Genomic DNA, 26,950 nt, shown 5'->3' with positions numbered 1-26,950 from the left:
CTCGATAAGGCCTCTGCAGCAATGTAGAGATGAACTGGGGTGGCACCGCGATATGACTCGCCCCCAAGATAAATATCTTGGGGGTGGGTTTTTTTATTTTGTTTTACAAAAAAATAAAATAGGAGTGGTGATTATGTCCAGATGGAAGTATCCTTTAATACTATTAGGTGGAATAGGCATTTCAAATGTGGGTGCGTGGGTTTACCTAATCGCACTAAATTTAATTATATTGAATGAAACAGGTTCCTCACTTTCTATTGCTTTATTATATATACTAGGTCCAATTGCAACTATATGTTCGAATGCTTGGGCAGGTAGTATAATTGATCGGGTAAATACACGGCGACTTATGATGGGATTAGACATTTCCCGAGCAATATGTATTTCATTAATTCCATTTTTACCTTCACTTATTTATGTTTATGTACTAGCGTTTATCATTAATATGGGAAGTGCTATTTTTCAACCTACATCTATGGTTTATATGACTAAACTAATACCGGAAAAAGATCGGCAACGCTTTAATGCACTACGTAGTTTTATCAACTCTTGTGGTTCACTAATAGGCCCTACCATTGCTGGGATTTTATTTTGGATGGGTACTCCTTATACTGCCATTCATGTGAATGCAGTGGCTTTATTCTTTTCAGCACTTATTATAATGATGCTACCTAATGTTGATTCAGGACACAAAGAGACAGAGGGGCAAAGATTTACATGGGACTTGATAAAAAATGATTTTTGGATTGTTTTTAATTTCAGTAAGGACGATACCTATGTCGCAAAGATATATTTATTATTTAGTGCTACTACTATATTCATGACTGCAATAGATTCTCTCGAGGCTGCATTTGCTAAAGGAGTACTTTCAATATCAGACACCGATTATGGGTTTTTATTAAGTGTCTTTGGAGCTGGAATAATAATAGGATCAATTATTAATTCAGTATTTTCAAAACAACTTGCAGTTAATTTTTTAATAGGTATTGGTACCATTTTTACCTCAATAGGTTATATAGTACTTTATAGTTCGAGTGGCTTTTTTAGTGCAACGCCTGGTGTATTTTTAATAGGGTTTGCTGTAACGTTTGCAAATACAGGGTATCTGACTTTCTACCAAAATCATGTTCCTGTGAGGATGATGGGAAGATTCGAAAGCATCTTTAGTGTCATTGAAGCAGGTTTCGTTGTTGTTTTAACGGTTTTAATAGGTTTAGCTGCTGAATTAACTTCGATCCGTCCTGTGGGGTTAATAGGTTCATTTGCCTTCTTTTTATTAGGATTATTGGCATGGAAAGCTGTATCAGGTGCAAAACGGCTGGAATATTTTAAAAAAGGTGCTTCTTCTTTAAACAGTTAATTATAAAAAGGCTTGAAACGATAAAGTAATCGGCAAGCCTTTTACTGTTCCAGATTTATAGTTATTGTACTAACCAAGTAATAGTTTGTGAAGAAATGTACTTAAACTAACGGGGGGCTTTACTTCAATAAGGAGTAGAGCCTTTTCTTATTGAACTAACGGGGCAGTTTAGTAGAAGAAGGATATGTTAGGGGGATTTAATATGAAACGTTTAATTATAGGTATAGCAGTAATTATGTTGATTTTATTAGCTATGTGGTTTTTTACTACAGGGTCACCAAGTTAGAGTGTTATCGGATTATTAAACTAACGTGGGCTTTACTTCAATAAGACGTAGAGCCTTTTTCTTATTGAACTAACGAGGCAGTTTAGTTGAATAAGAAGGTTACTTTAAACAGATATACCAATGCGGAATTTTAAATTCCATCACTATATTAAATGAATATCTGAAAGATTTTGTTCAGTAAAAAATGATGGGATTTCCCATCTATGTATACTACTTATCTAGTTTGTTGGATATGTTACTTAGAATTTCGTTTAGTTCCTCCTGCAAGCTGTTTTGTTTCTCCCGTAAGTTGTTTTGTTCTTCTTGCAAGTTAATGAGTTTAAACAAAAACCAAATTACAAATATAAAAAATAATATTACAAGCATTATTCTAATAAAACCCCTTTTTGTTTGATTATAACATAAAAGTAATGTGGTTAAGAAAGAAGGGTAATGACAATCATTAGAATTTAGTTACTGAACAATCTGAGAAAATTAATAAATATGGTGTGATCCGCTTTTAATTACGAATATCTAGGAATTTGTGAAGAATCGCACTTAAACTAACGGGTGCTTTACTTGAAGATCATTGAGTTGCATATGCAGCTCTTTTTTCTTTATTGAACTAACGGGGCAGTTTAGTTGAATATGGGGCAATGGTTGTTTTATTTTTATGGTAATATTAGATAACTATTACAGTGGAGGTTTATTTATGTTTTCTGTCGATAATTATATTAATTCAATTAAAGCCAACCTTGAGAAACAATCGGAATTGTTAGAAGGAAACCTAAAAAAAATCCTTGCATACAATTTCTCTTCTGATATAGATTTGTTGGATTTCACCGCATTCATCGAACCTACAAGGTTTGAATTATCAATAAGAATGTTCTCAATGGACAAAGAAGCTAACGAAGTTTTCTATGAAGGAAATGACACAACTGTATTTGGAGGTAGTGTAGCGATACTTCCAGAAGTTGAGTATCATCAATTAAACGACATTCAGTTAAACGATTTCTTTGACTTTTATGAGCAGAACGAAGAAACACTAGTTACAAAAGAACAAAATGCATTTACTGATTGGTTTAGGGAATGTTGGGAAACCGCAGGTGGAGAAGTATTACACTTACCTTCATACTTTGTTTTTCACGATGAGTACAAATCATTTGATTTAAAGAGGAATCAGTGGATTGATGATGATGAAAAATGGTCATAAGTATTAAAGAATGCTATTAATTTTCTTATTGAACTAACGGGTGCTTTACTTCAATAAGGAGTAGGGCCTTTTTCTTATTGAACTAACGGGGCAGTTTAGTTGAATAAGGAATTCCAGCTTTATAACAAAAAAATAGAGTTTAAAATGATATGATTAAACAAGAACTTGTACAGGGATTTAATGGAGGCAGAGGAATATGTTGAAAATATTGCGATTGATCTCATCAGTTATTGTTGGTGGATTAGCAGGTTATGGTTTAATTACTGATAACTTTGAGTTTATGCCATATATGTGCTTGTTCTTTGGTGTGTTTCTATTGGTTACGGGTGTTTCGGAACTACAAGAAAAACGGAATACAAGTGCGATATTTACTACCCTTGTAGCAGCATTTTTATGTTTTGTAGCCATCTATACTTTTTAAGCTAACGGGTGCTTTACTTGAAGATCATTGAGTTGCATATGCAGCTCTTTTTTCTTTATTGAACTAACGGGGCAGGTTAGTGGAAGAAGGAAACGTGATAAAATAGATAGGCTGTTTTCGCAAAGATTGTTGTTAATGACATAACGGGTGATAATTCAACATCTAACACTGCCAAAAATGTAGGAGAATCAATTCCCTCGATAATGATTTTGCTCACATATATGTGAATAATACAAGACTGGAATTCATCTGAAAACGAGTTAAACTTATTAAAGTAAGTGTGTAGAGATATTGGTGAGTTAATTTTTTACCGAAAATATATGTCGAAAGATACGTCTACCATCTTGAATATTATTTTCGGAGGGTACTAATATGTATAAAGAAGATCGACTTCCTCAAAATCCAAAAGAAGGAATAGTGTTTCTACTGATTATCTCAATTATTTCAGCAAACACAATCGGCCCGATAATTGTGGGGCTGGAACTAGGATTCAGTAAAGAAAATTATTTAGAAACTCTAAAAATAATTCCATTTTTGTGGATTATTGTTGTTTTGATAGTTAGATTAGTTGCAGGACCTTTAGTTGGCAAAATTCTGCCGAAATTCGTAGGACCAACAGATGGCTTTAATGCCAGAGTTCTATTAAATACCCTTTTGAATGTTACAGTCATATCTATTCTTATGACTATCATAGGAGCTTGGGTTGGTACGAAACAAATAAGCATAGAACCTTTCCAAAACTTCTTTCACAGTTGGTTTAGAAACTTTGGTGTAGCATTTTGGATTGAGTTGCTAGTTGCACAACCTATAGCAAGACTTGCAATGAAAAAATTGCACGCAAAGCAGAGAAGTAGATTAGTGACTGAAAAACTATAATAAAATTTCATTTTGAAAACACACCACAAATCATCTTACTTAGCCGATGGGTTTTATTAAAAACCTTGTCGGCTTTTTTTTCATCTTTGATTGCTTAGTAGATATAACGTTCCCAAATGAAAATTTGGGAAGACACAAAAAGCCAAGAAATACTGTGAAAACAACGTTTCTTGGCTTTTCCTATGAATGCTATTTATGCACGTGAGTAGAAACCGATTAACAGTAATGGTTTAGTGGCATTTTGAGTAAGGCTGCATTCTTGGCGTTGTATACCTGCATTTTTTAATCGTTCCTATATATTAACTACAGGGGCTATAGTTGAAAAACGATATTCCACAATCGGGCGCGATTGTTTAATAAGCGTCTCTGTTTCTTATTCAACTAACGGGTGCTTTACTTGAAGATCGTTGAGTTGCATATGAAGCTCTTATAACTATCGAAGCAGGATAGCTGTCCATACCGGAGTGAGCTATACATAACAAGGACTTTATCTTCTTTATTTGTCTTTAAGTAAGGCTGTTTTCTCAAAGATTGTTGCTATTCAACTATTGCAGGAAGTTAAAGCACCACTTGTCACTTTCGGTGTTATTTTGCACCCATTTAGAGAGATATTTTGCACTATAAATATAAAAATGAAAAAGCTATCTCTGTAATGATAGCTTTTTCATATTACTTAATTCCGATTACTAAACTGTCCCGTGCGGCTTCAACTACTTCTGTTGTTATCGTTTTGAGCTTATTAATTTCAAGTATCCTTTCAATTTGAGTAAACAATCTCTGTATGAGTCTAAAGTTTCCACCTGTAATCTTTATAATGCTGGTTATTGCTTCATAATCGGAAAAGTCTTCAAGCTTTATAGAAAGTCCTAACTCTTCCCATTTATACTCTAGAATATGATGGGTTTCAACTTTACTAAGTTTATCAAATTCATGAGCAAATCCAATTCTGGAGTAGAGTTGTGGGTAACGTGCTAATCGCTTTTCAATGCCAGGCATTCCAATTAATATCATTGCAATGTCATTTCGATCGTAAATATCTCTAAGTTGTTCTAAATTTTGCACTTTTAGGCGATCAATTTCATCAACAATAATCAAGTCGATATCTTCATAAGCGTCAGTGGTGTAATTTTCTTCTTCTCCTTTAGTAAGTACTTTATACATAGTTCTTACCATATTCATTCTGGAACCAATAAGATTGATCTGTTCAGTCATTTTAGTCGCTCGTACTGCCGGAGCTGTATAAAAAATTGTTCTAGCTTCAAGTATCTTTTCATCTGCATCTAGGCCAATATTGTTTGCTGTTTTATAAGCTATTTGTTTTTCGATGGAATCCCAATTCGAATAGTACCTTGAGGACAATGTTTTTCCTACACCCGGTAATCCATAACAAATACCTATATATTTGTATTTAATACATGCATCACAGAACTCGGTAAATCTCTTATATTCTTTTGTTTGAATAAACTTTTGCCCTTTATTCATTGAAATACCTCTTTAGTTTCGACTTTTTAGAATTAGGTTCATTCGTTTTATTCCCTAACTCGTGCTGCTTTGATAAGGCAATTTCTTCTGCAACCGTTTTTCCAGAATCAAGTTGTTTTTTTAGATTTCTCCGTACTTTATTTCGTGCTGAAACAATCTCCTTTAAATCTACTGTATAATCGGAAATCTCGGGGGAAATAGCCGTACATAAATATTTATCTTGATAAAACACTCGAATCTCAGCAATGTCTCTCGGATCATAACGAATAATGACTGTTTCACCAACGTATGCAGCAAGATTTGTGTCTATATATCTAAGTCCTTGGAAATGAATCCCGTCAGAATGAACTTTCCTTGGTTTTGCTAAATTTAGTAATAATAAATCAAGACTTTCCAGACTCCCTGGCATATTCGGAAGAAATCCAGAATTATTCCACGCCTGTATCGGTTCTTTTTTTGTTGTACCATGAACCCTATGGTGATAATTATATATGATGAAATTAAATAATTTTTCATCTAGTTCCTTAAGGGTAAGAAGTGAGCTAGTAGTCTGATTTTCCAAGTACCCAGGTAAATCTTGCAAAAACAATTGATTGATGGTTAAAAAGAATCTTTCTATTTTCCCTCGTCCTCTTGGAACACCAATTGCAGAAAAGACTAGGTTAATTTTTAAATCAATTGCTACTTGTTCCAAATGGTTGGACGTAAAATCACTTCCATGGTCTGTATAAAATATTTCAGGGATACCACATATTTGCCAATCGGGATTACTTTTTCTCCATATTGCTTGGTGTAAGACTAAAGATGTATTTATAGCGGAGGGGTTTTCAAAAGTTAAAAAATATCCAGCGACTGCTCGGCTATAATCATCTAAAATTATTGTTAGCCACGGTCTTTCTGGTTTTCCTTTTTCATTTAAAACTATAATATCTAATGGGGTATGGTCTGCTTGCCAAATTTCATTGGGATAGCTTGCTTCTCTTCGATGAATTAAATCATATTGATTGTCGTATGCTTTTTGGCCATCATGCGCTAACTTCTTCAGGCTTGGCGAAAGGGATTGCGATACCTTATACACTTGATAATAACTCGGTTCTTGCCAGCCTTTTTTCCGACATTGCCCACAGATCATCCTATGAATAGACGTCAATGAATTCCTTTTATACTTCAAAATCAGTTGTTCAATCGAAGAGATCATTTCCGGTTCCAAATGTATTTTGCCAGCATCACTTCTTGTTTTTCGAATTAAACCTTTTAATCCAAATTGTTTATAGTCCCGAATCCAGTATTGTAGCGTTCTTTTTGCAATGTCGGTTTCTTCTGTAATGACAGTTAATGTTTTCTCGTCGGTAAGATAAGGCGCAATGATTTTATACTTTACCATCGCTGCTTGTCGTTGTTCTACTGAATAAGCTGTTAATGGAGGATGTTCATTTTGCATAGACATCAACCCTTCCGATTTACTGTTTTTCTAAATAGCGATAAATCGTAGTGCGAGACAAACCCCACTTTTCCGCAACATCTTTAATCGGTGTGCCACTTTCAATTAAAGCTTTCATCATTTCAATATCTTTTGATCCATACTTCTTCGGGCGTCCACCTAGACGCCCACGTGCTTTTGCGGCTGCTCTTCCTGCAGCAGAGCGCTCCTCAATCAAATTACGTTCAAATTCCGCAAACGCTGCGAACAAGTGAAACATTAATTGCCCCGTCGCATTCCTTTTGTCCATGGTTATGTTTTCTTGTAGACTATGAAAGCCAATACCTCGTTCATTTAAGCTGTTCACAATTTGAATCAAATCTTGCATGTTACGTCCTAGTCGGTCCAATCGCCAAACGATAATTGTATCGCCTTTACGTGCATACTGAAGTGCTTCCTCTAAACCGGGACGTTGTTTTATTGTTCCACTCATTTTATCGTGAAAGATTTTCGTACAACCATGTTGCGTTAAAGCATCTGATTGTAAATCCAAATTTTGTAATCCTGTTGACACACGTGCATATCCAATTAACACCAAAATCACTCTTTCCTCATTTTCCCTTTGATTTCATTGTGTGTTATTCAAGTAACAGGGATTAATGATTTTACCAAATTGACTATTCCGTATAAACTAAGTAGCATTATTAAAAGTAAAAAGGAAATAAAATTGACTTTGTTGAAATATTTAGAAGTAAAAAGAAATAGGGGGAGATGAAGCATGGATTTTGTATTAACAGAAGAAATGGTATTGAACGACCTTATAAATACGTGTAATCGTTATTTTGGATTTAAGGTATTAGATGCTACACCTATAAAACGTGGTTGGTTAAATTTAAAGTGGAAAATAACAACAGACTCTGGTGTTTTTTTAATCAAGCAATACAACAAGGAAAGATACAAACTGTATAACCATGATGAACTATTAATAGCCTTCTCTCAACAAATGCGATTACATAATAGAGGTCTTCCATGCCCTAAGCTCTATTCTCATGAAGGTCAGTTTCTTATTGAATCGGATAAGGGAGAACTTTTTATGTTAATGGATTACTGTAATGGAACTGTGATCGCTCCGGGAAAATTAAACGTTCATCAAATGTTTGATTTAGGACGAGTAACAGGGAATATGCATCATTTGTTAAATGACGGTACACTAAGGGTTAAGAGAGGTCCTGAATTTATTCCTCCAAGTCGGGAGGAGCGTTTAACTCATTGGGAATCTGTTTGGAATCATGCAAATAATACTGACAAATCTCATTTGTTACCGATATTAGAAACACAATATAAAGTAACAGAAACTATAAATTTAGAAGATTTTAACCTGAATGAAACTGGTTGGGCTCACCGTGATCTCTGGGTAGATAATTTATTGTTTGAAGAGAAAAAAATAAGTGCTGTTTTAGATTTTGATAGAATGAAATATGACTACCCACAGCTTGATGTTGCAAGAGTTGTTATATCTGGAGCCTTATATGAAAATAACTTTGATATTTCTCTTGTTCAGGCTTTTATAGAAGGGTATAGTGAGCAACGTTTACTTGAGAAAGGGTCGATAATCAGCTCTTTAAAAATGTTATGGTTTATGGAAAGTACCTGGTGGATAAATTCAAGCATGGATCAGCATAGTGGACCTCCAGAACGTTTTGCAAAGGAAATGCTTTGGCTATCGGAAAATCAAAAAGAATTAGAGTCTATGTTAGGGAATATATAATATTTAGCTAAATAAAGATGAATTAAAAATAATTCCTTATTGAACAACAACGGCTGTTCAATAAAAAATAATATTATTAAATGGTATTAGATTATCTGATCGAGTCAATAAAGCCTTTATTCAGCAAACTGGCGCTTTAATGGAGCAACGAAAAAAGCCTAATTTCTCAATTTTAATGAGAAATTGGGCTTTTTATATTTACTCATAGTGTAAAATAGTGCTTGAAATAGGTGCAAAATAACTCCTAAAGTGACAACCACTGAAATTGATGTAAAATGAATTAACACGATAGACAGAGCAGGTGAAAGTAAAATGATGGAACTACTAGGTGCATTTTCATTAACGATTTTAGGCTTTGTTTTATGTATTGCAGGTATTGTGTATATGAGAAAGACTCAAAAAAAGAAACCTTTACCGCATATTAAATACTATGGAATCCAGCTTGGACTCTTATTAAGTGCCCTATTATCTCTCGTCATATTTAGGGATGCCCTAACGGTGATGCCTAAGATTTTAAAGGGAGATCACGACACAGTAAAGGGTGCGTGTTCAGTTGAATACTGGAACACTACAAAAAGTGCTTATTTAGATATTACGTTTTCAGATGATTTATTTTTTAGTGTACCTCCAAATCATTGGGACAAAGGTTCATTAACAAAGGCGTATTGCGAAGTTACCTATTATGAAGGTTCTGATTTTGGTATACATTATAAAATATACGATAAACAAAATGGCGCATTATTACAGCGAGATTAGCCGCTTTAAGTACATTTATATAATGGCTTAATCCTAATTATCGGGCATCCAGCAATGGTTACACCTCACCTTTTCACTAACGGGGGCGCTAATTAAAGATCATTGAGTTGCTTTGGCAGCTCTTTTTTCTTTATTAAACTAACGGGGCAGTTTAGTTGAAGAAGGAACTTTCCATTCATTAAAGAATTTTTTCTTGCTACCGATAATGATGCGTTATGTAAACCTGACATGTACGGAATATACATCCAATATTTATGACAAATCACTTCTTTCAAATGATAGGAATTTTATATATCTATTATTTATAATTTACGTTATGGTAAAATATGTTAATTAATTACAATACTTTCTAAAAGGAGGATACATAATGAAAGCAACGAAACTCGTATCATTAGCAATACCTATTCTATTATTAGTAGGTTGTGCGGTAGGAAATAAAGAGTCTACTCCTAAGACTGAGCAGTCAAGCAAATCAACAATGAAAACAGTAATATCAGAGAAACAGTATCCCTATTATATTTGTGAACAATTAGTAGAGTTTCAATACATGAAGGATTTATTCATAGTAAACTCGATGAAAGCTATGGAAGAAAAAGAAAAAGAAAAAGATATTTTAAAAACAGCAAACAAGATGGATAAGATTTTAGACAATATGGAATATATAAAAATTCCTGATAAATACAAAGACATTCACAAAGACATACAAGTAGGGGTAACAGATGCAAGAAAAGCAACAAAGCTTATTAAAGACGCTAGTAAAGAGGATAAACCGAATATGCAAGAAGCTGTACTAAAAAGTACTCCACATTTATCAGGTGTAGATGGAGAATATTGGAAAAGGGCGATGTATGAGTTAAGTAAGGAAAACAAAGATGCTTATGGTAAAGCACTTGATAAATTAATGAAAGAACATGCGGAATAATATAGTACCATACTACAATTATAAGGGAGTTATGCGTAAAATTAGTTCTTCAACTAACGGGTGCTTTAGTTGAAGATCTTTGAGCTGTTCAGACGGCTCTTTTTTCTTATTCAACTAAAGTGGCAGGTTACTTGAAGAAGGAAAATGTTTATATTAGGGAGAATCTATACGGAAAAGATTTAATTTTTTTAGAATTGAGGTATTTAAAAAATTGTCAGTTGAAAGAGATAGTATGGTTTCTTCTTTAAAGAAAATAGTAATACCAATCCTTAGAGAGAAAGGATTTAAAGGTTCATTTCCACATTTCCGTCGAATTAAAGAAAATAAAATTGATCTTCTAACTTTTCAATTTGATAAATATGGCGGGGGATTTGTTATCGAAGTGGCAGTTTGTCCTCCTGATGGAGTGACCCATGATTGGGGTAAGAAAGTTCCATCGAATAAAGTTACTGCCCACGACTTATACAACAGACTGAGACTTAATGGTGGAGAGTGGTTCAGGTATGATGCTCCAAGTTCTGATGAAGGTATTTTTGATATTCTTGCTAATGGTGTCTTGAATTGTATCCCTGAAGCGGAAAATTATTGGGAGAAGATTTAAATCAAAGGCTTGAAATAGTGGTTGTTCCTCATTATTAAACTCTTTGCTCTTCAACTAACGGGGGGCTTTAGTTGAATAAGAGCTACTAAAAATAATCAAACTTTATTCCAAACCAACAAAAGATATTTTGAAAAAGAAACAAGTATCTAATTAAAAAAAGCCAACAAAGGTTAGTTTATAGCCTTTGTTGGCTTTTTTAAAACAATGTTACAAGTGTTAATTTAGTATTGTGCTTTAAAAGTTATTTACTTACTCAACTTACACATATGTAAAAGGGGTTCCGTTCTTTGTTACACAATCTAACTATTAGTCTCGTGTTTGGATAAAATCCTTAATATTAGTTATCTCGATACCATTTGTCTGATATTTCACAAGCATTTTATTCAGTGCGTTTTCTTTCACAGAAAATAAGGAATCATCCAAAACAATAACGCGATAACCTCTGTTTATGCCGCCCAAAGCTGTCTTGTAAACACAACCACTGGCGTCTGCACCAACAATATAAAGGGTATCAATCTCGTTTTCTATGAGATAATTTTCAAAATGATCCGAAGAAAAAGCATCAGAGCGGAGCTTGCTAAAAACGTTATCTGATTGAACGGATAATTCATTATATAAGTCCGCTCCATCACTATCAGCCTCATAAATACCACCAGAAAGCAGTAAATCCAAAGAGTTTTTCATAAACTCTTGTTTGACGTAAATAATCTCCATTTCAGAGTCATTTGCGTATTTGATAGCTGTATTGATGTTAGCCATTAACGGTTCCGTGTTGCCGTATTCGGATATACCTAAGGTATCATTTTGGATATCTGTTACCAGAAGTGCGCTTTTGGGGCTATCATATTTGGCGATTGAGTCGCCCTTTGTGGCACTCGATAAATATACGAATCGTAAGGCTATAATTCCGATACAAAGTACTAATATTCCAATAATGCTAATGAGTATCATACGAAGATTGCTCCTCTTATTCTTTGTTTTCATAACAGTCACCTCATATTTATTTATCGTTTGGGGGCGTAATGATAGTTGCGAGAATATGCATTTTTTGTTCCTCAACCGATGTGTTTCTTGTTTGATAAGGGGCAATTATTTCTTTAAATTTATTTCCTATATCCACCATTTCTTCAACGGTTACATAGATAGGAGTTGCGCTGAAACCTGAACCATCCTCAACAATATTTATAGAGGATTTTTCTGTGTAATTTTGAAACTCTTTCATCAATACAATTAAAAAGTTCGTAAATAACTTAAAATATGCTCCACCATCGTTCTGCTCAATGATAGATTGGTTGACATTCAAAAAACTCTCATTCAATGCGTAAACTTTCTCCGTTAAGGCTCGAACTTTTTTTTCTTCAACAATCTTTATAACGCCACTATCTACCAAACGATTTAATGTGCGATAGAGGGTAGCCTGTGGGATGTCGTATTGTAATGATAATAAATCTTTTGCTGTACACTCACCCTTTGCTTGAATCGCAAGAATAATTTGATTTTTAACAGGGTTGACAATGCAGTCCATCATATCTTTAATGCTAATATCCATTTTATATTCACCTCCAAATATTATCGACATGATTATATTATCATACTGATAACAAAAAGGTCTAGTTTTTTACCCATTGTAGGGTGTTTGAAATAAAAATAAAAAAATTCACTAAAGAAGAATCTAGGAACTAACGAGGTGCTTTAGTTGAACAAGAACTACTAAAAATAATCAAACTTTATTCCAAACCAACTGTAGCTTTATAAAAAATTTTGATTAAAATCATCTTTCATCTATAGATTTCTTAGAAGTGAGATGACTTTATTTTTGGATATTTATGTTAATGATGTTATGAAGATTGTGAAGAAACGTACTTAAACTAAAGGGGCAGTTTAGCTGAATAAGAAATAGTGTTTGGAATCTAAAATTTTTATGTACATTAAATAGGCTACTAGCAAGTTGCTAGTAGCCTATTTAAACTAAAGGATTTAAATTTTTTTTACCTTAATTCGGTAAGATAAACAATTTGATAACGAAGTGACTTCCTCAAACTTCCAAGTATCTAAATTAATTGCTCCACCCGGGTAAAATGCAATTATTTGGAGACCCGATTGTTGACATAAAGAATATATTTCATCTGTTGAATAGCAGGCTAGCGATTGTGTGATTGTTTCATTAGGTGAACTTCTTTGCCAAAGCTTATCTGTCATGCGACAGTTAATTTCATCATAACCGTACTCTCTCATTATCTGATTTTTTTCAGAGACAAGCATTTGTTGCCCCTTAACATGTTGCCAATAGTTTGGTTGATATATATCAATAAGTGCATACCCGTCAACTTTCAGCCACTCATTTATCCGGTTTAAAAGTAGTAGTTGCTCTTTATCAGTTCCTACGCCAAAACCATCTAGATAGAGAACTAAATCATATTGTTTAGTTAGTTTTACCGAATAAAAGTTGTCACATAAAATGTGTATAGATGGATTTGAGTGAGCTCTTGCGTATTCAACCAATTCTGATACGAGTTCAACTGTAGTTATATCCTTATTGGTTAGTGAAAGTGCGTTTGCAAGTATCCCTGAGCCAGCACCGATTTCAAGAACATCCTTAAAGGTTGTACCCACTTGTTCATGAATCAAAGCTACTTCTTTCTTATAATCATTTATATCGTCTAATGGATCCTGATAAAACTCAAATTGTCTTTTGTAAAAAGGTTGTACCCAATTATCTTTCATAAATATCCTCCTGTAATAAACTATTCGTTTACAGGGGATTTTTTAAATTTCTGATACCTATATAGAGCACCTCCTGTTATGATCTTATCATAGATATAAATTTAATGACAGAAAATTTAGTTTTTGTTAGTTGAAGATTATTGAGTTGCAAATGCAGCTCTTTTTTTCTTGTTCAACTAAAGGGGCAGTTTAGTTACAGAGGGTATAAATTAAGGGATTCGGAGATGTATGATGGCAAAAAAAAAAGAAAAGCAGAAAAGCAGGATGGGTTTTTTAAAGAAATTTTAGGTGAGATTGGTGGTTCTATAATATTTGAAGTGGTCTGGAACATTATAATTTTTATACCAAGAATGATAATTCGCTTGATATCAAGCATTTGGTGAAGTCATTAATTCTTATTGAACTAACGGGTGCCTTACTTCAATAAGGAGTAGAGCTTTTTTCTTAGTGTACTAACGGGGCAGGATAGTTGAAGAAGCAGGTGAATTTAAAAAGACATCGAATTAGTAATTATGAGGAAATTTATTCAAGTAACGGAGAATGAGTGGAAGAAGTATTTTAAAGGGGGCTTTTAATGTTTTCTGACTTTGATGTTAATGAAAAATCAAATGTTATCAGTATTCTTCAATTTCTCCAAGGAAAGTTGTTCGCAAGTATTATTTGTCGCTTCTATCTTTTATTAAAGTGAAAACTAGATGCAGTTATGCTTACCTCATTCTAATTAAAAATAATATGCTTGCCCAAGTGAATTCTTCACTATTAATACAGTGCCACAACTTTTAAAACTCCAACTAAAGCTGTCATTTCACCTCAATATTTACAAGCACAGTCTGGTCTATTATCTAATGCATATAAAAAAGCAAAGAGCGAAAAATATACTAATAGACAAAACAACACCATTTCGTGAAGAAGGTTTATTTGTATTGTTATAAAATTCCCTGGTCGTGTTAAAATAGAGAAATAAATCCAGGTTCGGAGATGAAATAAAATATGGGTAAAAGGTACATTTTAAATAAATCAATTTTTCTACCTTATAACTTATCAAATAGTAGTGGCATTGTAAGAAAGGCGAGTCAGCATATGAATACAACTTCTGCTTTAATGAAGCAATGGAGTGGGGTGCAAAGTGCAGTAGGACTGGCGAGTCAGCATATGAATACAACCTCTGCTTTAATGAAGCAATGGAGTGGGGCGCAAAGTGCAGTAGGACTAGCGAGTCAGCATATGAATACAACCTCTGCTTTAATGAAGCAATGGAGTGGGGTGCAAAGTGCAGTAGGACTGGCGAGTCAGCATATGAATACAACTTCTGCTTTAATGAAGCAATGGAGTGGGGCGCAAAGTGCAATAGGACTAGCGAGTCAGCATATGAATACAACCTCTGCTCTACTGAAACAATGGAGTGGGACGCAAAGTGTAACAGGACTGGCAAGTCAGCATATGAATACAACCTCTGCTCTACTGAAACAATGGAGTGGGGCACAAAGTGCAGTGGGACTAGCAAGTCGGCATATGGAAAATATGCGTGCTTTGCAAGAACAATGGAATGGTTCATTTAAATCAATTCTTACAGATTTAGACGATAAGTATGAGGCATATCGAAACAAACAATATAAACTTATATTAAATGCTCAAGAATGCCAATGGTTTTTGGATGAAGAATTAGTTGATCATTACTTAGAGATTAGAGATATAGATGAGACAGATTTTGATGAGGTTGCAGTGATAAATTATATTACTAATCATTTAGATGAATACATACATGAAATTGTGAATTCATCTTGTTATGAAACACAAAAAAGAATTATTAACCAGAGCGTGTATGCTTATAAACAAGACTATTATGAACTGGCAATATTTCCTCTGTTCGGGGCATTTGACAATATTATTAGTCGTTGGGCACAAGGAATACTTACAAGTCCTTATCAGTTTCAAAATGTATATATTCCTAATTTTAGAGGCAAATTAAAACATAATATTGTGAAAGATTTAGAGGTTGTAGAGGTTATTCAAAGTATGAACTTATTAAAAGGGTTGACTATTATTAATGCTTATATAGATTTATTTGATAATAAACCATCAAATCAAACTAAAATTAATCTAAACTCTATACTTCATGGTAGCTATAACTATGATGAATTAAGTCAAAACAGCTATTTGAAAATGATTGTATTACTTAAATCCGCTTTAGCTTTAATTGATGTTTCTCCCTCAGAATTAAATCTTTATTTATCGGTAAAAGAGCAATAGAATTTGCAACCGGTATAGATGAGACTATATATATTTCTACATAAATTAATAATACTAAAGAGAGATAGGAGAACATTTATGACTAAAGACACCGGAGAATATTTTCAAAAAAATCTAAATATGTATCAACATTTGAAAAATATCAGAGATAATCTTTGGGCAAATGATGGTAAAAGTCGTGTATCAGTAATGGTAGGGGCAGGATTTAGTTTAAATGCTAAGAAAAAATCAATTAAAGTATAGCTTTTTTGATCAATTTTTTTATTAAACTAACAAAAATACTTGCAACACCTATTATAGTACTGTACAGTACTAATTATGATAAGAGGAAAATTAATGAATCAAAAACGTGTGATTGAAGTAGCTGCAACATTATTTTTAGAAAAAGGGTTTGCTTATACAAGCATGGATGAATTAGTTCGTGTAAGCAAAGTTTCAAAGTCTAATGTGTATTATCACTTCTCTAATAAGGAAGAATTGTTGGAAGGGGTCGTTGATTATTGGATTGAAATGTATCAATCTGCAATTGATGGCTTACTATCTCAAAACCAATTATTAGTTGAAGATCGTATCCAACTGTTTTTAAAGCAATTATCACAAGGAGTTCAGACGAGAGAATATAAGGGGAGCTGTCCATTTATTACGCTTTATATTCAAAGCCCTACAAATGCCACAAAAGTAAAAGAAAAAATAGGTCTTTTTTTTGCAGGATTACAAACGAAAGTTTCTCTATTACTTAAACAAGGGGTAGAGAATGGTGAATTTAGAAAGACAATTAATATTGACGAGGTTGCATCTCTTTTTATTACAAATCTTGAAGGAGCGCTATTTATTTCAGAAACACTGAAGGATGCAACTGTAATCATGAAAACAGCAGATCATTTTTTTAACTTGCTTCGATAAAAGAAGCATTTTTTTTACATCAAATTAGTACTGAATAGTACTAAAAGGAGGATTTATATGAGAACAGTATTTTTAACTGGTGGAACAGGTTTTATTGGAAAGCAATTAGTGAAGGAATTAGCCAAAGAGCATGTTACAATTCTTCTATTAGTGAGATCGAAAAGTAAAGCAACACGCATTTATCAAGAAAGAGGCATCTTAAAAGAGGCAGTTATGCACTTTATTGAAGGTGATTTGACGAAAATAGACTTAGGTCTAAGTGCTGAAGATAAGGAGTGGGTATTGAAAACGGATGTGATTATTCACGCAGGAGGCCCCATGGATATTCAAGCGACAAGCAAAGAGGCAGCTTCCGTATTTTTGAATGGTGCCCAACATATTAGTGAATTCGCTAAAAATATTCATCAATTGAAGGGATTGCAACAATTTATTCATGTTGTAGGCTATATGAGTCCCTTTGATGATAAAAATAGCAAGATTGCGATAGATGTATTTAAAGAAGGAAACAATTTTTTGAAAATAAAAAATCCATATGAGAGAACAAAGTTTTTAGCAGATCTTTATATCCGTCAGCAGGCATCAACAGTAGGTTATCCGCTTTCAGTAATTAATCCACCAACTGTAGTTGGTAGTAGTAAAACAGGGAGTACGGAGCAAACAGGAGGCTTAGGCTTGCTTGTGATGAGTATACGAAAAGGGCTCATGCCAGTGATTCCTGGAGGTAAGGAATATAGATTACCACTTATTGCAAACGATGAACTAGCAAAGTTTATTGTGCAGGTTTTCAGATTGGAGCAACCAACTATACAAACATATACACTTGTTGAAGATAAACAACATGATCAGAATATTTCAGAATTATTAGATGCTATGTCAGAAAGTATGAATATGACTGCACCTAAAATCTCTGCCCCATTGCCATTTATGAAAGCACTTATGAATAGTGGCGTAAGCAAAATAACCCAAATTCCTGCTGATGGGCTGAACTTTATTACAAATCGAACATTTTCAAATGGTTCAGCGAAAAAGATTATGGGAGAAGATTGGTTTAAGGAGACAAATGTAATGAAGTTTTTCCCAGCCGTAATAGCTGATCTGGATTATCGTATGATGTATCAAAATGGCCAGCACAGTCATTTATTTAAACGAACATTATGTAATAATACTACCATTTACAAATCACAAGGAGAGGGTAAACCGTTTATTTTATTACATGGTTTATTAAGTGATGGAGAGGATTTATTTCCTTTAGGAAAAGAGCTTCATGAAAAAACGGGTCGACCTGTATGGATCATGGACCTTCCAGGTTTGGGACGTTCTCCTTTTAAACGAGAGAAAAACCTTTTAAATATCTATTTGAATGTAGTGAAAAAGTTATTGGAGAAAGCTACTAATGGTGCCCATCTAATTGGCCATTCATTTGGTGCGTATATTCTTTTGGAAGCATTAGTACAAAAGTACATAGATAAGAAGTATACAATTACTTTACTTCAGCCACCTATTGCTAAAAAAAATGCTAAATCGATAAATGTTCCTCAATTTATGAACAAATGGACATTGAAATTGGCAACTACTAATTTAATAGAGCGTTATTTATTAAGTAATGGTTTATTTGAAAGTACGGAGAACATCCCTGAACATTATATTGAAAAAATAAGTAGCAGTTTTACTTCTCCTAGAATTTTAAATACTACGGTTCAGCTTAACAGTTTACTATTGAAAAACGATCAAGGTGATTTCAATGAAGTAACAAAGTATAATCTTCGCATTATTTGGGGGGATTATGACAGAGGCTATTCTGCTCCTTCGCATCTTGGTAAGGTTGATTTTGTTCCATATGGTCATCATTTTCCTCTTAACCATCCGAGTGAAACGGCTAATTTGGTAATAAAAAATAGTAGTACTAGCAGATGAGAGTGTGGGATAAATAAAAAGTGGGTAGTAAGATCGTTGTGTCTTTGAAATAAAGTCGTACTGTTTGAAAAAAAAGATTGTCTACATGAACGCTGGATATATTTACTTAAGAATCTTATTGCCACTAAAAGAATTTGAGTTATTATTTTTATTTGCAACGAATTGCGAGCAAGTATTTACACGCGACCATTTACTCGCCTTGATTACGAAGGAACGGAGCGTACAGTCGATATGCATATTCGGAAAATTCGCAAGCGTTTAGAGAGTCTCGCTATCCCAATCGAAATTAAGACGCTGCGTAATATCGGCTATCGCTTAGGTGAACGCCATGAATAATCTCACGACACGCCTATTGTTAAACTTTATTATTACGCTGGCGATTAGCTTATGTATTGCGATATTTATTACGTTTCAAGTGATACCGAGCCATATTGCGAAGCAAATTAGTAACAATGTGCAAAAAATTGCGCAATCGGTTGAAGTTACTTTTGGTGATGGGACAAAAGGTGAGTTTTTGTTGATTGGTGAAGAAGGGAAAGTTGGTTTCTTGGTTGGCTCTGGTAAAAAAGGTGAAGCAGTAGAAGAAAAGATTATTGCTAATAAAGTAAATAAGTATATGTGGCATTTTTGGGGAGACAAAGATAGTATCAGTGGTGATTTTAAAGTAGTTGGAACTGACAAAGAAGGGAAAGAACATCCCGTTTTGGTATCTGGCAATGATACAGTATGGCAATATTCCAATACTTCCATTAGCCCTAATAACGGTGCCGATTCCCATATCCCATCGAATATGTTGTTCCCTACAAGTGGATTATGGAAATTGGAAATATATTTTAATGATAAATTATTTGATGAAATAGTTATAAACGTCGAAGATAGTTAAATCAACTTCAACTAACGGGGTGCTTTACTTGAAGATCATTGAGTTGCATATGCAGCTCTTTTTTCTTTATTGAACTAACGGGGCAGGTTAGTTATAAAAGGAGATTAAAAAAGTTCAACATAATTGTTGAACTTTTAATTCATGTTACATATTTTCAAATTGGAGATATTCTAAAATATTTGCGAAAGGGTCTCTGAAACTAATATATTTACCTGGAGGAATTAGTTGGTTCATCTATAATTAAATCTACTTTTTTCTCTTTTAAGAATTTAACCTTTTTATAAATATCTTCAGTTCGTAATCCTAATACAACTCCTGTAATTTTATTATCTTGAATAAAGGTTGTATTATCGTTCTCTTCTAAAATAATTGGTAACACTCCGTGTACAAGTGATGCAATGTTAGGTCCATACTGCTTGTTTAATGTAGGCTGTTTTCTCAAAGATTGTTGCTATAAAGAAAAGTTGGGCTATACAACAATCGCGCCCGATTGTTGTATACATTGCATCCTTATAAAACAGAACGTTATAAATCTGCTACTTTTTAAATCTGCTACTTTTTAAATGCAAAAATATACCAAACGATATTGGCAATTAGTGACATAATGCAAAGAACGATCACATATAGAAAATCAGAAACATTATAAGTAACCGTTCCCATTACAAATGCCAGTACAATTATTGAAAGTGATATAAGTAACCCTACTCCGCAAAAAACTGCCATAACATATTTCATTCCTTTAACTCCTACCCAATACAAAATTAAAGACAGAATATAAAAGACAAGAAACATTATAATATTCAGCCACATACCTAAAGAATTGAATCCACCAGGATCCGGAAAGGGAGATAGCGAAGCTGCAATCATTATAAAACAGAAAAGTAGCCCCGAAATTATGGTCATTAAGATAACACCATTTCTCATTCTACAACCTCCATAAGAATAATTTTTGGTAAGTTCACTTTACATATAGCACCTCAACAATCTGGCCCGATTGTTGAATAACACTATTTAATCAAAACAACAAAGTTTACGAAAACAGCCTTAATGTAAAACCTAAAGTATTGGTATAAAAGTCAATTGCTTTGTTTAAATTTGGCACGTAAATACTTATAACACAAATCTGATTCACCATTTTACGATACCTTTTCTTAGTATTAATGTAAATATTCTACAGATGTTATTTAGAATCCTTTATTTTAAAAAATATACTCGATTGTCTTCTTCAACTACCGGGGCAGGTTAGTTCAATAAGAAATTTGATAAATTCCCTTGTTTTTATATCGCATTAGTGAAAAGTTGGAGAATACCGAAATAGTGATTATTTAGCTACAAACTAAGATGCAATACAATCTAAGTGATAAGTCAATTTCTATCTAGAGAATTTCTTCGATTTCATAAAAAAAAGCAGTATTTGTAAATGTATAAATGCAGCTATAAGTATGACGAATGGAATAAAACTGTTCAACACTTGGAATTAGAAAAAATTGAAATTGAAGGATAATAGACAATTCGAACATACGGCGTAATACAGATGGCAGAAAACTTAGGAGAATAATTAATGAATTTCAAATTAAATGAGCCAATATCTAAGCACATCTCTTAGATATTGGCTCTGTAGAAGTGAACTTGCTATGGTCGGTTCCAAATAAATGTTGTAACAATATACGGCATAAGTATGGCAATGACAAAAACGAACAAATTTCCTGATAATCCTATTACTTTCAATTTTCCTTTAGAATACAACAAAGCTAAGATAATCCCTATTATAGGTCCTGTAATTAATACACTTCGCCATACTATACCTGGAACAAGATCAATATTAAACAAGGTTAGTGCATAAAAAAGTAAGTTAAAGATAAAAACATAAATTGATAAATGTTTCATAGCTAGGCTCCTTTTTGTTTTCAGACTATTTATAATATAACGAATAATAATGTAGTTAAGTTTCGATCTTGAACTTTTTATTTTTAATGAAGAAGCTTATTGTTAATACGAACTGTTAGGAATCTGAGACGTATTCCGAAATCGAAAAAATGTGCATTAGAAGAAAAGGTTCTTCTTCAACTAACGGGTGCTATACTTGAAGATCATTGAGTTGTATATGCAGCACTTTTTTTCTTTATTGAACTAACGGGGCAGGTTAGTTATAAAAGGAGATTAAAAAAAGTTCAACAATTATGTTGAACTTTTAATGCTTGTTACAGATTTTCAAATTGGAGATATTCTAAAATATTTCCGAAGGGGTCTCTGAAACTAATATATTTTCCTGGAGGACAATTAGTTGGTTCATCTACAATAAATTCAACTTCTTTATCTTTTAAGAATTTAACCGTTTCATAAATATCTTCAGTTCTCAAACCTAATACAACTCCTGTAATTTTATTATCTTGATTAAAGGTTGTATTATTGTTCTCCTCTAAAATAATTGGTAACTCTCCGTGTACAAGTGATGCAATATTAGGTCCATACTGCTTGTTTAATTCAAAACCTAAAGTATTGGTATAAAAGTCAATTGCTTTGTTTAAATTTGGCACGTAAATACTTATAACACAAACCTGATTCAACATTTTATCACACCTTTTTTTAGTATTAATGTAAATATTCTCCATAATTTATTAGAATCCTTTATTTTAAAAAATATACTCGATTGTCTTATTCAACTAACGGGGCAGTTTAGTGGAATAAGAATCTGTTAAAATAACTTGTATTTTGATATGGTTGAAACAAGGCAATTAAATGAAGAGAGATGATTTGAGTGTATGCATTTGAACTTAAAGGCAAACAAGGATTTATAAGAATTGAATTAAATGAAGTTTTTGGTTTCCCAAAAGAAACAAGTTATTTGGGTGGCTATGATGTTAAAGGGAAAATTCAAATTAAAAGTGGGAACTATTACGTAAAAGATGCCGAACTTTGGTTTTCAACAGGTCAAATATATGAATTCTATAAACAACTACTTAAATGCTACGAAGAGTTAGAAGGCATTATTAATTTTCCAAATACTGATTCATCAGAACTTAAATTAGTGCTTGAATTTACTGGGTTAGGTAAATTTAAAATCCAAGGTATTTTCCAAGAGTATTTATCTGTGGAGAATTTTTTAGAATTTGAATTTGAAAGTGAACAAAGTTATTTGATTTCTACGTTAGCCGAATTAAAAGAAATCGTTGATTACTATGGTGGAAATGAAGGACTAATTATATAAATCTTGTTCAACTAACGGGTGCTTTAGTTGAAGATCTTGGAGCTATTCAAACAGTTTTTTTCATTCAACTAAAAGGGAAGCCTTAGGGATAAAAGTGATTCATGTTGTGGAAACTATACATAGTGAATAATGAGTGAATGTCATTGTTCGCAAAATACCAATTAACTATACTAAAACTATAGTATTTAAAATCTGCTTAATCCCTTGATACAAAAGGGATTAGGCGCTTTTTTTGTTGTGATATATTGGAACTTAAAGAAGGATTAACGCAAAAACGACTGAAAATCGAGCAAATTAGAAGGAAGAAATGAAGATAAAGCGGTTTTCGCTCGAGTTGAACCTGAATAAAGTGTAGATTTGTAAAAAAGCTTGATTTAATATTGGGAATTTTTGTTACTATCAATATTGAGATTGTGAAAGAATGTACTTAAACTAACGGGGCAGTTTAATTTAAGTGTAATTATTCACTATCTGTATTTTTAAAAGTCCTTATCCTCCACACAAAAATACTCACCCCACATGAAAAAGGAGAATGAATTCATTATGAAATCATCCCCTCAAAGTTTGAAAATGCTTATACTGATATTACTCATCAATGACGCGCTAAACGTTTTTCAAAATCCGCCTTAAACAACAGAATAGCATCAATATTTACAGCAAAATCGTGGTCACTGATATTAAAATTAGTAATAAACTCGTCAGATCGCTCACGAACCATAATTGTCGGACGGATATTGTCTCCAATAGCGTCCTGAGTTACAGCACTTCCATAGAAATACCAGTTAGTTTCAGTAGGGGCATTTGCTGCATTCTTAGATAAGTCATTTTTTATTATTTCGCATAAATTATCCATAAAATCTTCATTAAGCTTAATGTTTTTTCCATACTCACCAACATCAGATATATCAGCATATCCATACCAAATATTCCTGCTTGTTCGCTTTCCGTCATTTGAAGTGTATGTTTCATCAAACAAAATCTTCATTTTCATTACCCTCCGATAATATAAAATTTCTTCATACTATTATACACCTTTTGTCATAAGGAAAGAAAACTCTTATGACATGGGCTGTCTATACAAACAGGAAACTTGCCTAACTCTTAAGAGTTAGTGAGACTAACAGCAAGTTTGTTACCACGGAGGGTTAAGTAAGGGAAATATTCATGACCAGATTCAAGAAGTAATTTCATATTAAAATTCTAGAACTTTCTTCAGCAATCGAGTACTTTACTTGAAGAAAAAGGTTACTTTAAACAGATATACCAATGCGGAATTTTAAATTTTATCACTACATTGAATGAATATCTGAAAGATATTGTGCAGTAAAAGAACTAATATTAATTAAGAAAAAGTCCCTTCATATTTGAAAGGACTTTTTATTTGGGGGCATTGTTTTATTTTACAAGTTTAATGGGGAGCTTTAGTTTGAAGTAGCTTTAATCCCATACAAATAAATAGCATTCCTGTTATCTTATTCAGGACTATTCCCACCTTTTGGTTTCCTCTTAGTTTTTTAGTAATGTAAGAAGAGAAATAAGCAACAAATAAACACCACAGTAGTCCAGTTGTAGTAAAAGTAAGCCCTAATATTAAGAAAGGAATAGGACCTGATGCTTTAACATCTATAAACTGCGGAAGAAAAGCAATAAAAAATAACGAAACTTTGGGATTCGTTAGACTTGTTAAAAGTCCTTGTATATAAATTCTTCTTAAGTTTAATTTAGTTGATGACGCTTCAAAACCTATGTTTGATTTATCAAGTATCATTTTAATTCCTAAATAAACGAGATAGATAACACCAATAATCTTAATGGTATTAAATAATACAATAGATTTTGTAAGTATGAGTGATAAACCAAAAGAAACTAATAACGTATGAACTAAGGAGCCAGTAATAATACCAAACACAGAATAAATACCAGCTCTTCTACCTTGTGAAATACTTCTACCAACAATATACATAGTGTCCGCACCAGGGATTAGATTCAATAAAATCCCAGTTAATAAAAACATTTCATAATTAATAATACCGTACATTTAGCACCTCTATCTCTTTTTTTGGGGTGCCCTTATCGATGTTAAAGTAAATGAAAGAAAAATAAAAGCTTTTTTTAGATGGATCAGCGAAAAAAAGTTTAAAATGATGAGTGATCTACTGAACATTTTGAGGATTAATAAATATGGTGTAAGCCGCTTTTAATTGTGAATATCTAAGAATTTGTGAAGAATCGCACTTAAACTAACGGGTGCTTTACTTCAATAAGGAGTAGAGCCTTTTTCTTCTTGAACTAACGGGGCAGGTTAGTTCAAGAAGGGAAGAAAATGCTGCTAAATTTAAAGGATACTTCTATAGTGTAAAGAACTTATTTAAAGTAATAGTAACCATAAAATTTGAGGTGCAAAAAATGAATATTCAATTTTATGATATAGGATCAGTAAATGAAAAGGATTTAAATGATGTCCTTTTGGTCAATGCTTGCGGTTCAGCTATTGGACACATTTTTGCTCAGTTATCAAAAGTTCTGGGCTTCCGATTAATTGCGATAACCCGGAATGATAAATATTCAAAGGATTTACTAAAGCTCTGTGCTTCTTGTGTGATTAATACCTTTGACTGGTGGGGATGGAGTCGATGCAACTATTGATTCAATTGGAGGACCAGATGGTAACGACTTAGCATTTTGCGTTCGTTCTAAAGGTGCTTTCTTAACTTTAGGTCTTTTATCAGGAATCCAAGTGGATTTGGCCGAGATTACAAATGAGACAAAAGTGAATGCAAAATTATTTCATTTACGGCATTGGAATAAAAGAGTCTCAGCAAATGAATGGCAGGAGACATTTAACCACTTAATTACATTGATTAGAGATAAAAAAATAAGGCTGATGAGACCTGAATCATATTACAACTTATCGGAAATAAGTGAAGCCATTCGGATTGGTGAATCTTCGGATGGACATCAAGGCAAGGTGATTTTAACAAATGGAAGAGCTGCTTATTCCGTTAAAGGGCGCATATCTGGAATAAAGAAATGCGTTTTGTATTGCAGAATCTGAATAACATACTCGAAAATAGGACTTATTTAAAGTCATATATAATTTCAGAATTAAAATCCATTTTGATCAATCTTTTCAAGATGGATTTTTTTCATGCTGAAATTTGAGCTTAACTGAAAAATGATAAGTCATTTCTTATTTGTCCATATTAAAAATACATTCCTTATAGTTTCTTGATATTTATTTTCTATACTTGTATTAAATAAAGATAAGGGGTTGTAATAATGGCTAATTACATTTTAGAAACAAGACATTTAGAAAAGAAATTCAAAAACGAAAAAGTGCTGTCAGACATAAACCTGCATGTGAATTATGGAGAAATTTATGGTCTTCTCGGACTAAACGGTGCTGGTAAATCCACACTAATGAAAATAATAAGTGGAATTTTCCAAAAAACAAATGGTGAAGTGCTATTTGAGGGTGATAAGTGGAAAAGAGATGATTTAAAAAAGATTGGATCACTCATAGAAGGTCCTGCTATATATGGCAATCTAAGTGCGTACGACAATTTAAAAATCTTTTGTTTACAGGAAGGTATTCCTTTTGAGGAAATTAGTGAAGTTTTAAAAAAAGTAAATCTTTCTAATACAGGTAAGAAAAAGACAAAAGAGTTCTCTTTAGGAATGAAACAAAGGTTAGGAATTGCTCTAGCTTTAATAAAAAAACCAGTATTTCTAGTTTTGGATGAACCAGCAAATGGATTAGATCCGGCAGGAATAAGAGAATTAAGACACCTTTTGAACGAGTTAAAGAAAGATGGTGTTACAACCATGATTTCTAGTCATATTTTAAATGAAATACAAATCTTATCAGATACCATTGGTATTATTCATAATGGCAAGTTGGAATATCAAAATAAATTTAATCACCAAGATAGCCTTGAAGACTTGTTCTTTGAAATTACTTCAGGCATTAGAAAGGACGTATAA

The 26,950-nt window shown here is 33.0% G+C and carries 30 protein-coding genes, 1 pseudogene and 1 other annotated feature (1 of these 32 cut by a window edge); of the genes and pseudogenes, 18 read left to right on the top strand and 13 right to left on the bottom strand.

The features are described 5' to 3' along the window. Positions 1–68, top strand: a binding site (T-box leader) (it extends 196 nt beyond the left edge of the window). The 4 genes from MKY02_RS12855 (at position 53) to MKY02_RS12840 (ending at position 4,135) form a co-directional block, all read left to right on the top strand. Further along, entirely contained in the window at positions 53–1,360 is a 1,308-nt protein-coding gene (locus tag MKY02_RS12855) for an MFS transporter (protein WP_340711309.1), read from the top strand. (Overlaps the previous feature by 16 nt.) A 977-nt stretch (positions 1,361–2,337) precedes the next feature. Further along, positions 2,338–2,838, top strand: a complete 501-nt coding sequence (locus tag MKY02_RS12850; protein WP_340711308.1) for a hypothetical protein — start codon at positions 2,338–2,340, stop codon at positions 2,836–2,838. Positions 2,839–3,034: 196 nt separating this feature from the next. Then, positions 3,035–3,259 carry a DUF3953 domain-containing protein gene (locus MKY02_RS12845; protein WP_038191216.1) on the top strand — a complete coding sequence of 75 codons (225 nt, stop codon included), beginning with the start codon at positions 3,035–3,037 and terminating at the stop codon, positions 3,257–3,259. 372 nt (positions 3,260–3,631) lie between these two features. Then, a complete protein-coding gene (locus tag MKY02_RS12840; RefSeq protein WP_038191218.1) occupies positions 3,632–4,135 on the top strand; it encodes a hypothetical protein in 504 nt (167 codons plus the stop codon). Positions 4,136–4,804: 669 nt separating this feature from the next. On the opposite strand, the gene MKY02_RS12835 is transcribed toward MKY02_RS12840, so the two are convergent. Genes MKY02_RS12835 through MKY02_RS12825 form a run of 3 tightly spaced genes read right to left on the bottom strand, consistent with a single transcriptional unit; the run spans position 4,805 to position 7,632 of the window. Further along, positions 4,805–5,617, bottom strand: a complete 813-nt coding sequence (locus MKY02_RS12835) for an AAA family ATPase (RefSeq protein WP_038191220.1) — start codon at positions 5,615–5,617, stop codon at positions 4,805–4,807. Further along, positions 5,610–7,058 (bottom strand): Mu transposase C-terminal domain-containing protein, encoded by a 1,449-nt coding sequence (locus MKY02_RS12830; RefSeq protein ID WP_038191221.1) that lies wholly within the window; start codon positions 7,056–7,058, stop codon positions 5,610–5,612. The genes MKY02_RS12835 and MKY02_RS12830 overlap by 8 nt, the downstream gene beginning before the upstream one ends. A gap of 19 nt (positions 7,059–7,077) precedes the next feature. Continuing rightward, positions 7,078–7,632, bottom strand: a complete 555-nt coding sequence (locus MKY02_RS12825; protein WP_038191223.1) for a recombinase family protein — start codon at positions 7,630–7,632, stop codon at positions 7,078–7,080. Between the two features lie 183 nt (positions 7,633–7,815). On the opposite strand from MKY02_RS12825, the gene MKY02_RS12820 reads away from it, so the two are divergent. The 4 genes from MKY02_RS12820 (at position 7,816) to MKY02_RS12805 (ending at position 11,084) form a co-directional block, all read left to right on the top strand. Beyond that, positions 7,816–8,805 (top strand): phosphotransferase, encoded by a 990-nt coding sequence (locus MKY02_RS12820; protein WP_038191226.1) that lies wholly within the window; start codon positions 7,816–7,818, stop codon positions 8,803–8,805. A gap of 312 nt (positions 8,806–9,117) precedes the next feature. Further along, complete coding sequence (locus tag MKY02_RS12815; protein WP_038191227.1) at positions 9,118–9,561, top strand: hypothetical protein; 444 nt, start codon at positions 9,118–9,120, stop codon at positions 9,559–9,561. A gap of 367 nt (positions 9,562–9,928) precedes the next feature. Then, a complete protein-coding gene (locus tag MKY02_RS12810; RefSeq protein WP_340711305.1) occupies positions 9,929–10,483 on the top strand; it encodes a DUF7018 domain-containing (lipo)protein in 555 nt (184 codons plus the stop codon). Positions 10,484–10,694: 211 nt separating this feature from the next. Continuing rightward, the gene (locus MKY02_RS12805) at positions 10,695–11,084 is read left to right on the top strand and encodes a DUF4304 domain-containing protein (protein ID WP_143691109.1); all 390 of its coding nucleotides are present in this window, start codon (positions 10,695–10,697) and stop codon (positions 11,082–11,084) included. A 306-nt stretch (positions 11,085–11,390) separates the two neighbouring features. Here MKY02_RS12805 and MKY02_RS12800 read toward each other — a convergent pair whose 3' ends face one another. The 3 genes from MKY02_RS12800 to MKY02_RS12790 form a co-directional block, all read right to left on the bottom strand. Continuing rightward, entirely contained in the window at positions 11,391–12,068 is a 678-nt protein-coding gene (locus tag MKY02_RS12800; RefSeq protein WP_340711304.1) for an isochorismatase family cysteine hydrolase, read from the bottom strand. A 16-nt stretch (positions 12,069–12,084) separates the two neighbouring features. Further along, positions 12,085–12,633 (bottom strand): helix-turn-helix transcriptional regulator, encoded by a 549-nt coding sequence (locus MKY02_RS12795; protein ID WP_051448867.1) that lies wholly within the window; start codon positions 12,631–12,633, stop codon positions 12,085–12,087. Positions 12,634–13,061: 428 nt separating this feature from the next. Continuing rightward, entirely contained in the window at positions 13,062–13,808 is a 747-nt protein-coding gene (locus MKY02_RS12790) for a class I SAM-dependent methyltransferase (protein ID WP_038191240.1), read from the bottom strand. Between the two features lie 224 nt (positions 13,809–14,032). Here MKY02_RS12790 and MKY02_RS12785 point away from each other — a divergent pair, with 224 nt between their 5' ends. The 7 genes from MKY02_RS12785 to MKY02_RS12755 all read left to right on the top strand — a co-directional run bounded on the left by MKY02_RS12785 (position 14,033) and on the right by MKY02_RS12755 (position 19,758). Next, positions 14,033–14,191 (top strand): hypothetical protein, encoded by a 159-nt coding sequence (locus tag MKY02_RS12785; protein ID WP_340711303.1) that lies wholly within the window; start codon positions 14,033–14,035, stop codon positions 14,189–14,191. A gap of 607 nt (positions 14,192–14,798) precedes the next feature. Then, the gene (locus tag MKY02_RS12780; protein ID WP_038191242.1) at positions 14,799–16,058 is read left to right on the top strand and encodes a hypothetical protein; all 1,260 of its coding nucleotides are present in this window, start codon (positions 14,799–14,801) and stop codon (positions 16,056–16,058) included. A 78-nt stretch (positions 16,059–16,136) separates the two neighbouring features. Then, positions 16,137–16,301 carry a hypothetical protein gene (locus MKY02_RS12775; RefSeq protein ID WP_155981218.1) on the top strand — a complete coding sequence of 55 codons (165 nt, stop codon included), beginning with the start codon at positions 16,137–16,139 and terminating at the stop codon, positions 16,299–16,301. Between the two features lie 93 nt (positions 16,302–16,394). After that, entirely contained in the window at positions 16,395–16,961 is a 567-nt protein-coding gene (locus MKY02_RS12770) for a TetR/AcrR family transcriptional regulator (protein WP_036130195.1), read from the top strand. 57 nt (positions 16,962–17,018) lie between these two features. Then, positions 17,019–18,875: an alpha/beta fold hydrolase gene (locus MKY02_RS12765; protein ID WP_340711302.1), complete on the top strand. Its 1,857-nt coding sequence runs from the start codon at positions 17,019–17,021 to the stop codon at positions 18,873–18,875. 162 nt (positions 18,876–19,037) lie between these two features. Continuing rightward, the gene (locus MKY02_RS12760) at positions 19,038–19,211 is read left to right on the top strand and encodes a winged helix-turn-helix domain-containing protein (protein ID WP_143691111.1); all 174 of its coding nucleotides are present in this window, start codon (positions 19,038–19,040) and stop codon (positions 19,209–19,211) included. Next, positions 19,204–19,758 carry a DUF4871 domain-containing protein gene (locus tag MKY02_RS12755; protein WP_051448881.1) on the top strand — a complete coding sequence of 185 codons (555 nt, stop codon included), beginning with the start codon at positions 19,204–19,206 and terminating at the stop codon, positions 19,756–19,758. The genes MKY02_RS12760 and MKY02_RS12755 overlap by 8 nt, the downstream gene beginning before the upstream one ends. 208 nt (positions 19,759–19,966) lie before the next feature. On the opposite strand, the gene MKY02_RS12750 is transcribed toward MKY02_RS12755, so the two are convergent. The 5 genes from MKY02_RS12750 to MKY02_RS12730 all read right to left on the bottom strand — a co-directional run bounded on the left by MKY02_RS12750 (position 19,967) and on the right by MKY02_RS12730 (position 22,328). Continuing rightward, a complete protein-coding gene (locus MKY02_RS12750; RefSeq protein WP_038191245.1) occupies positions 19,967–20,200 on the bottom strand; it encodes a hypothetical protein in 234 nt (77 codons plus the stop codon). A 110-nt stretch (positions 20,201–20,310) separates the two neighbouring features. Further along, entirely contained in the window at positions 20,311–20,682 is a 372-nt protein-coding gene (locus MKY02_RS12745) for a DUF5391 family protein (protein ID WP_038191248.1), read from the bottom strand. 106 nt (positions 20,683–20,788) lie between these two features. Then, positions 20,789–20,893 carry a VOC family protein gene (locus MKY02_RS12740; RefSeq protein WP_244898286.1) on the bottom strand — a complete coding sequence of 35 codons (105 nt, stop codon included), beginning with the start codon at positions 20,891–20,893 and terminating at the stop codon, positions 20,789–20,791. A 497-nt stretch (positions 20,894–21,390) separates the two neighbouring features. Continuing rightward, the gene (locus MKY02_RS12735) at positions 21,391–21,645 is read right to left on the bottom strand and encodes a hypothetical protein (protein WP_038191250.1); all 255 of its coding nucleotides are present in this window, start codon (positions 21,643–21,645) and stop codon (positions 21,391–21,393) included. A gap of 314 nt (positions 21,646–21,959) precedes the next feature. After that, on the bottom strand, positions 21,960–22,328 hold the full coding sequence (locus MKY02_RS12730; protein ID WP_235175788.1) for a VOC family protein: 369 nt from the start codon (positions 22,326–22,328) through the stop codon (positions 21,960–21,962). Between the two features lie 188 nt (positions 22,329–22,516). On the opposite strand from MKY02_RS12730, the gene MKY02_RS12725 reads away from it, so the two are divergent. Beyond that, entirely contained in the window at positions 22,517–22,966 is a 450-nt protein-coding gene (locus tag MKY02_RS12725; protein WP_038191252.1) for a WapI family immunity protein, read from the top strand. A 592-nt stretch (positions 22,967–23,558) separates the two neighbouring features. Here MKY02_RS12725 and MKY02_RS12720 read toward each other — a convergent pair. Then, positions 23,559–23,951, bottom strand: a complete 393-nt coding sequence (locus MKY02_RS12720; protein WP_038191254.1) for a hypothetical protein — start codon at positions 23,949–23,951, stop codon at positions 23,559–23,561. A gap of 423 nt (positions 23,952–24,374) precedes the next feature. Next, positions 24,375–25,004 carry a LysE family translocator gene (locus tag MKY02_RS12715; RefSeq protein ID WP_038191256.1) on the bottom strand — a complete coding sequence of 210 codons (630 nt, stop codon included), beginning with the start codon at positions 25,002–25,004 and terminating at the stop codon, positions 24,375–24,377. A 416-nt stretch (positions 25,005–25,420) separates the two neighbouring features. Between MKY02_RS12715 and MKY02_RS12710 the strand changes: the two are divergent. Both MKY02_RS12710 and MKY02_RS12705 read left to right on the top strand, forming a co-directional pair. Further along, a pseudogene (locus MKY02_RS12710) lies at positions 25,421–25,949 on the top strand (zinc-binding dehydrogenase); the annotation flags it as partial. A gap of 296 nt (positions 25,950–26,245) precedes the next feature. Beyond that, positions 26,246–26,950: a lantibiotic protection ABC transporter ATP-binding subunit gene (locus MKY02_RS12705; RefSeq protein WP_038191258.1), complete on the top strand. Its 705-nt coding sequence runs from the start codon at positions 26,246–26,248 to the stop codon at positions 26,948–26,950.

This window comes from Viridibacillus sp. FSL R5-0888 (genome assembly GCF_038009105.1).
GTDB classification, from domain to species: Bacteria; Bacillota; Bacilli; order Bacillales_A; family Planococcaceae; genus Viridibacillus; species Viridibacillus arenosi.
The sequence above is the reverse complement of the archived record's forward strand: the minus strand, read 5'-3'. Positions and strand labels throughout refer to the sequence as shown.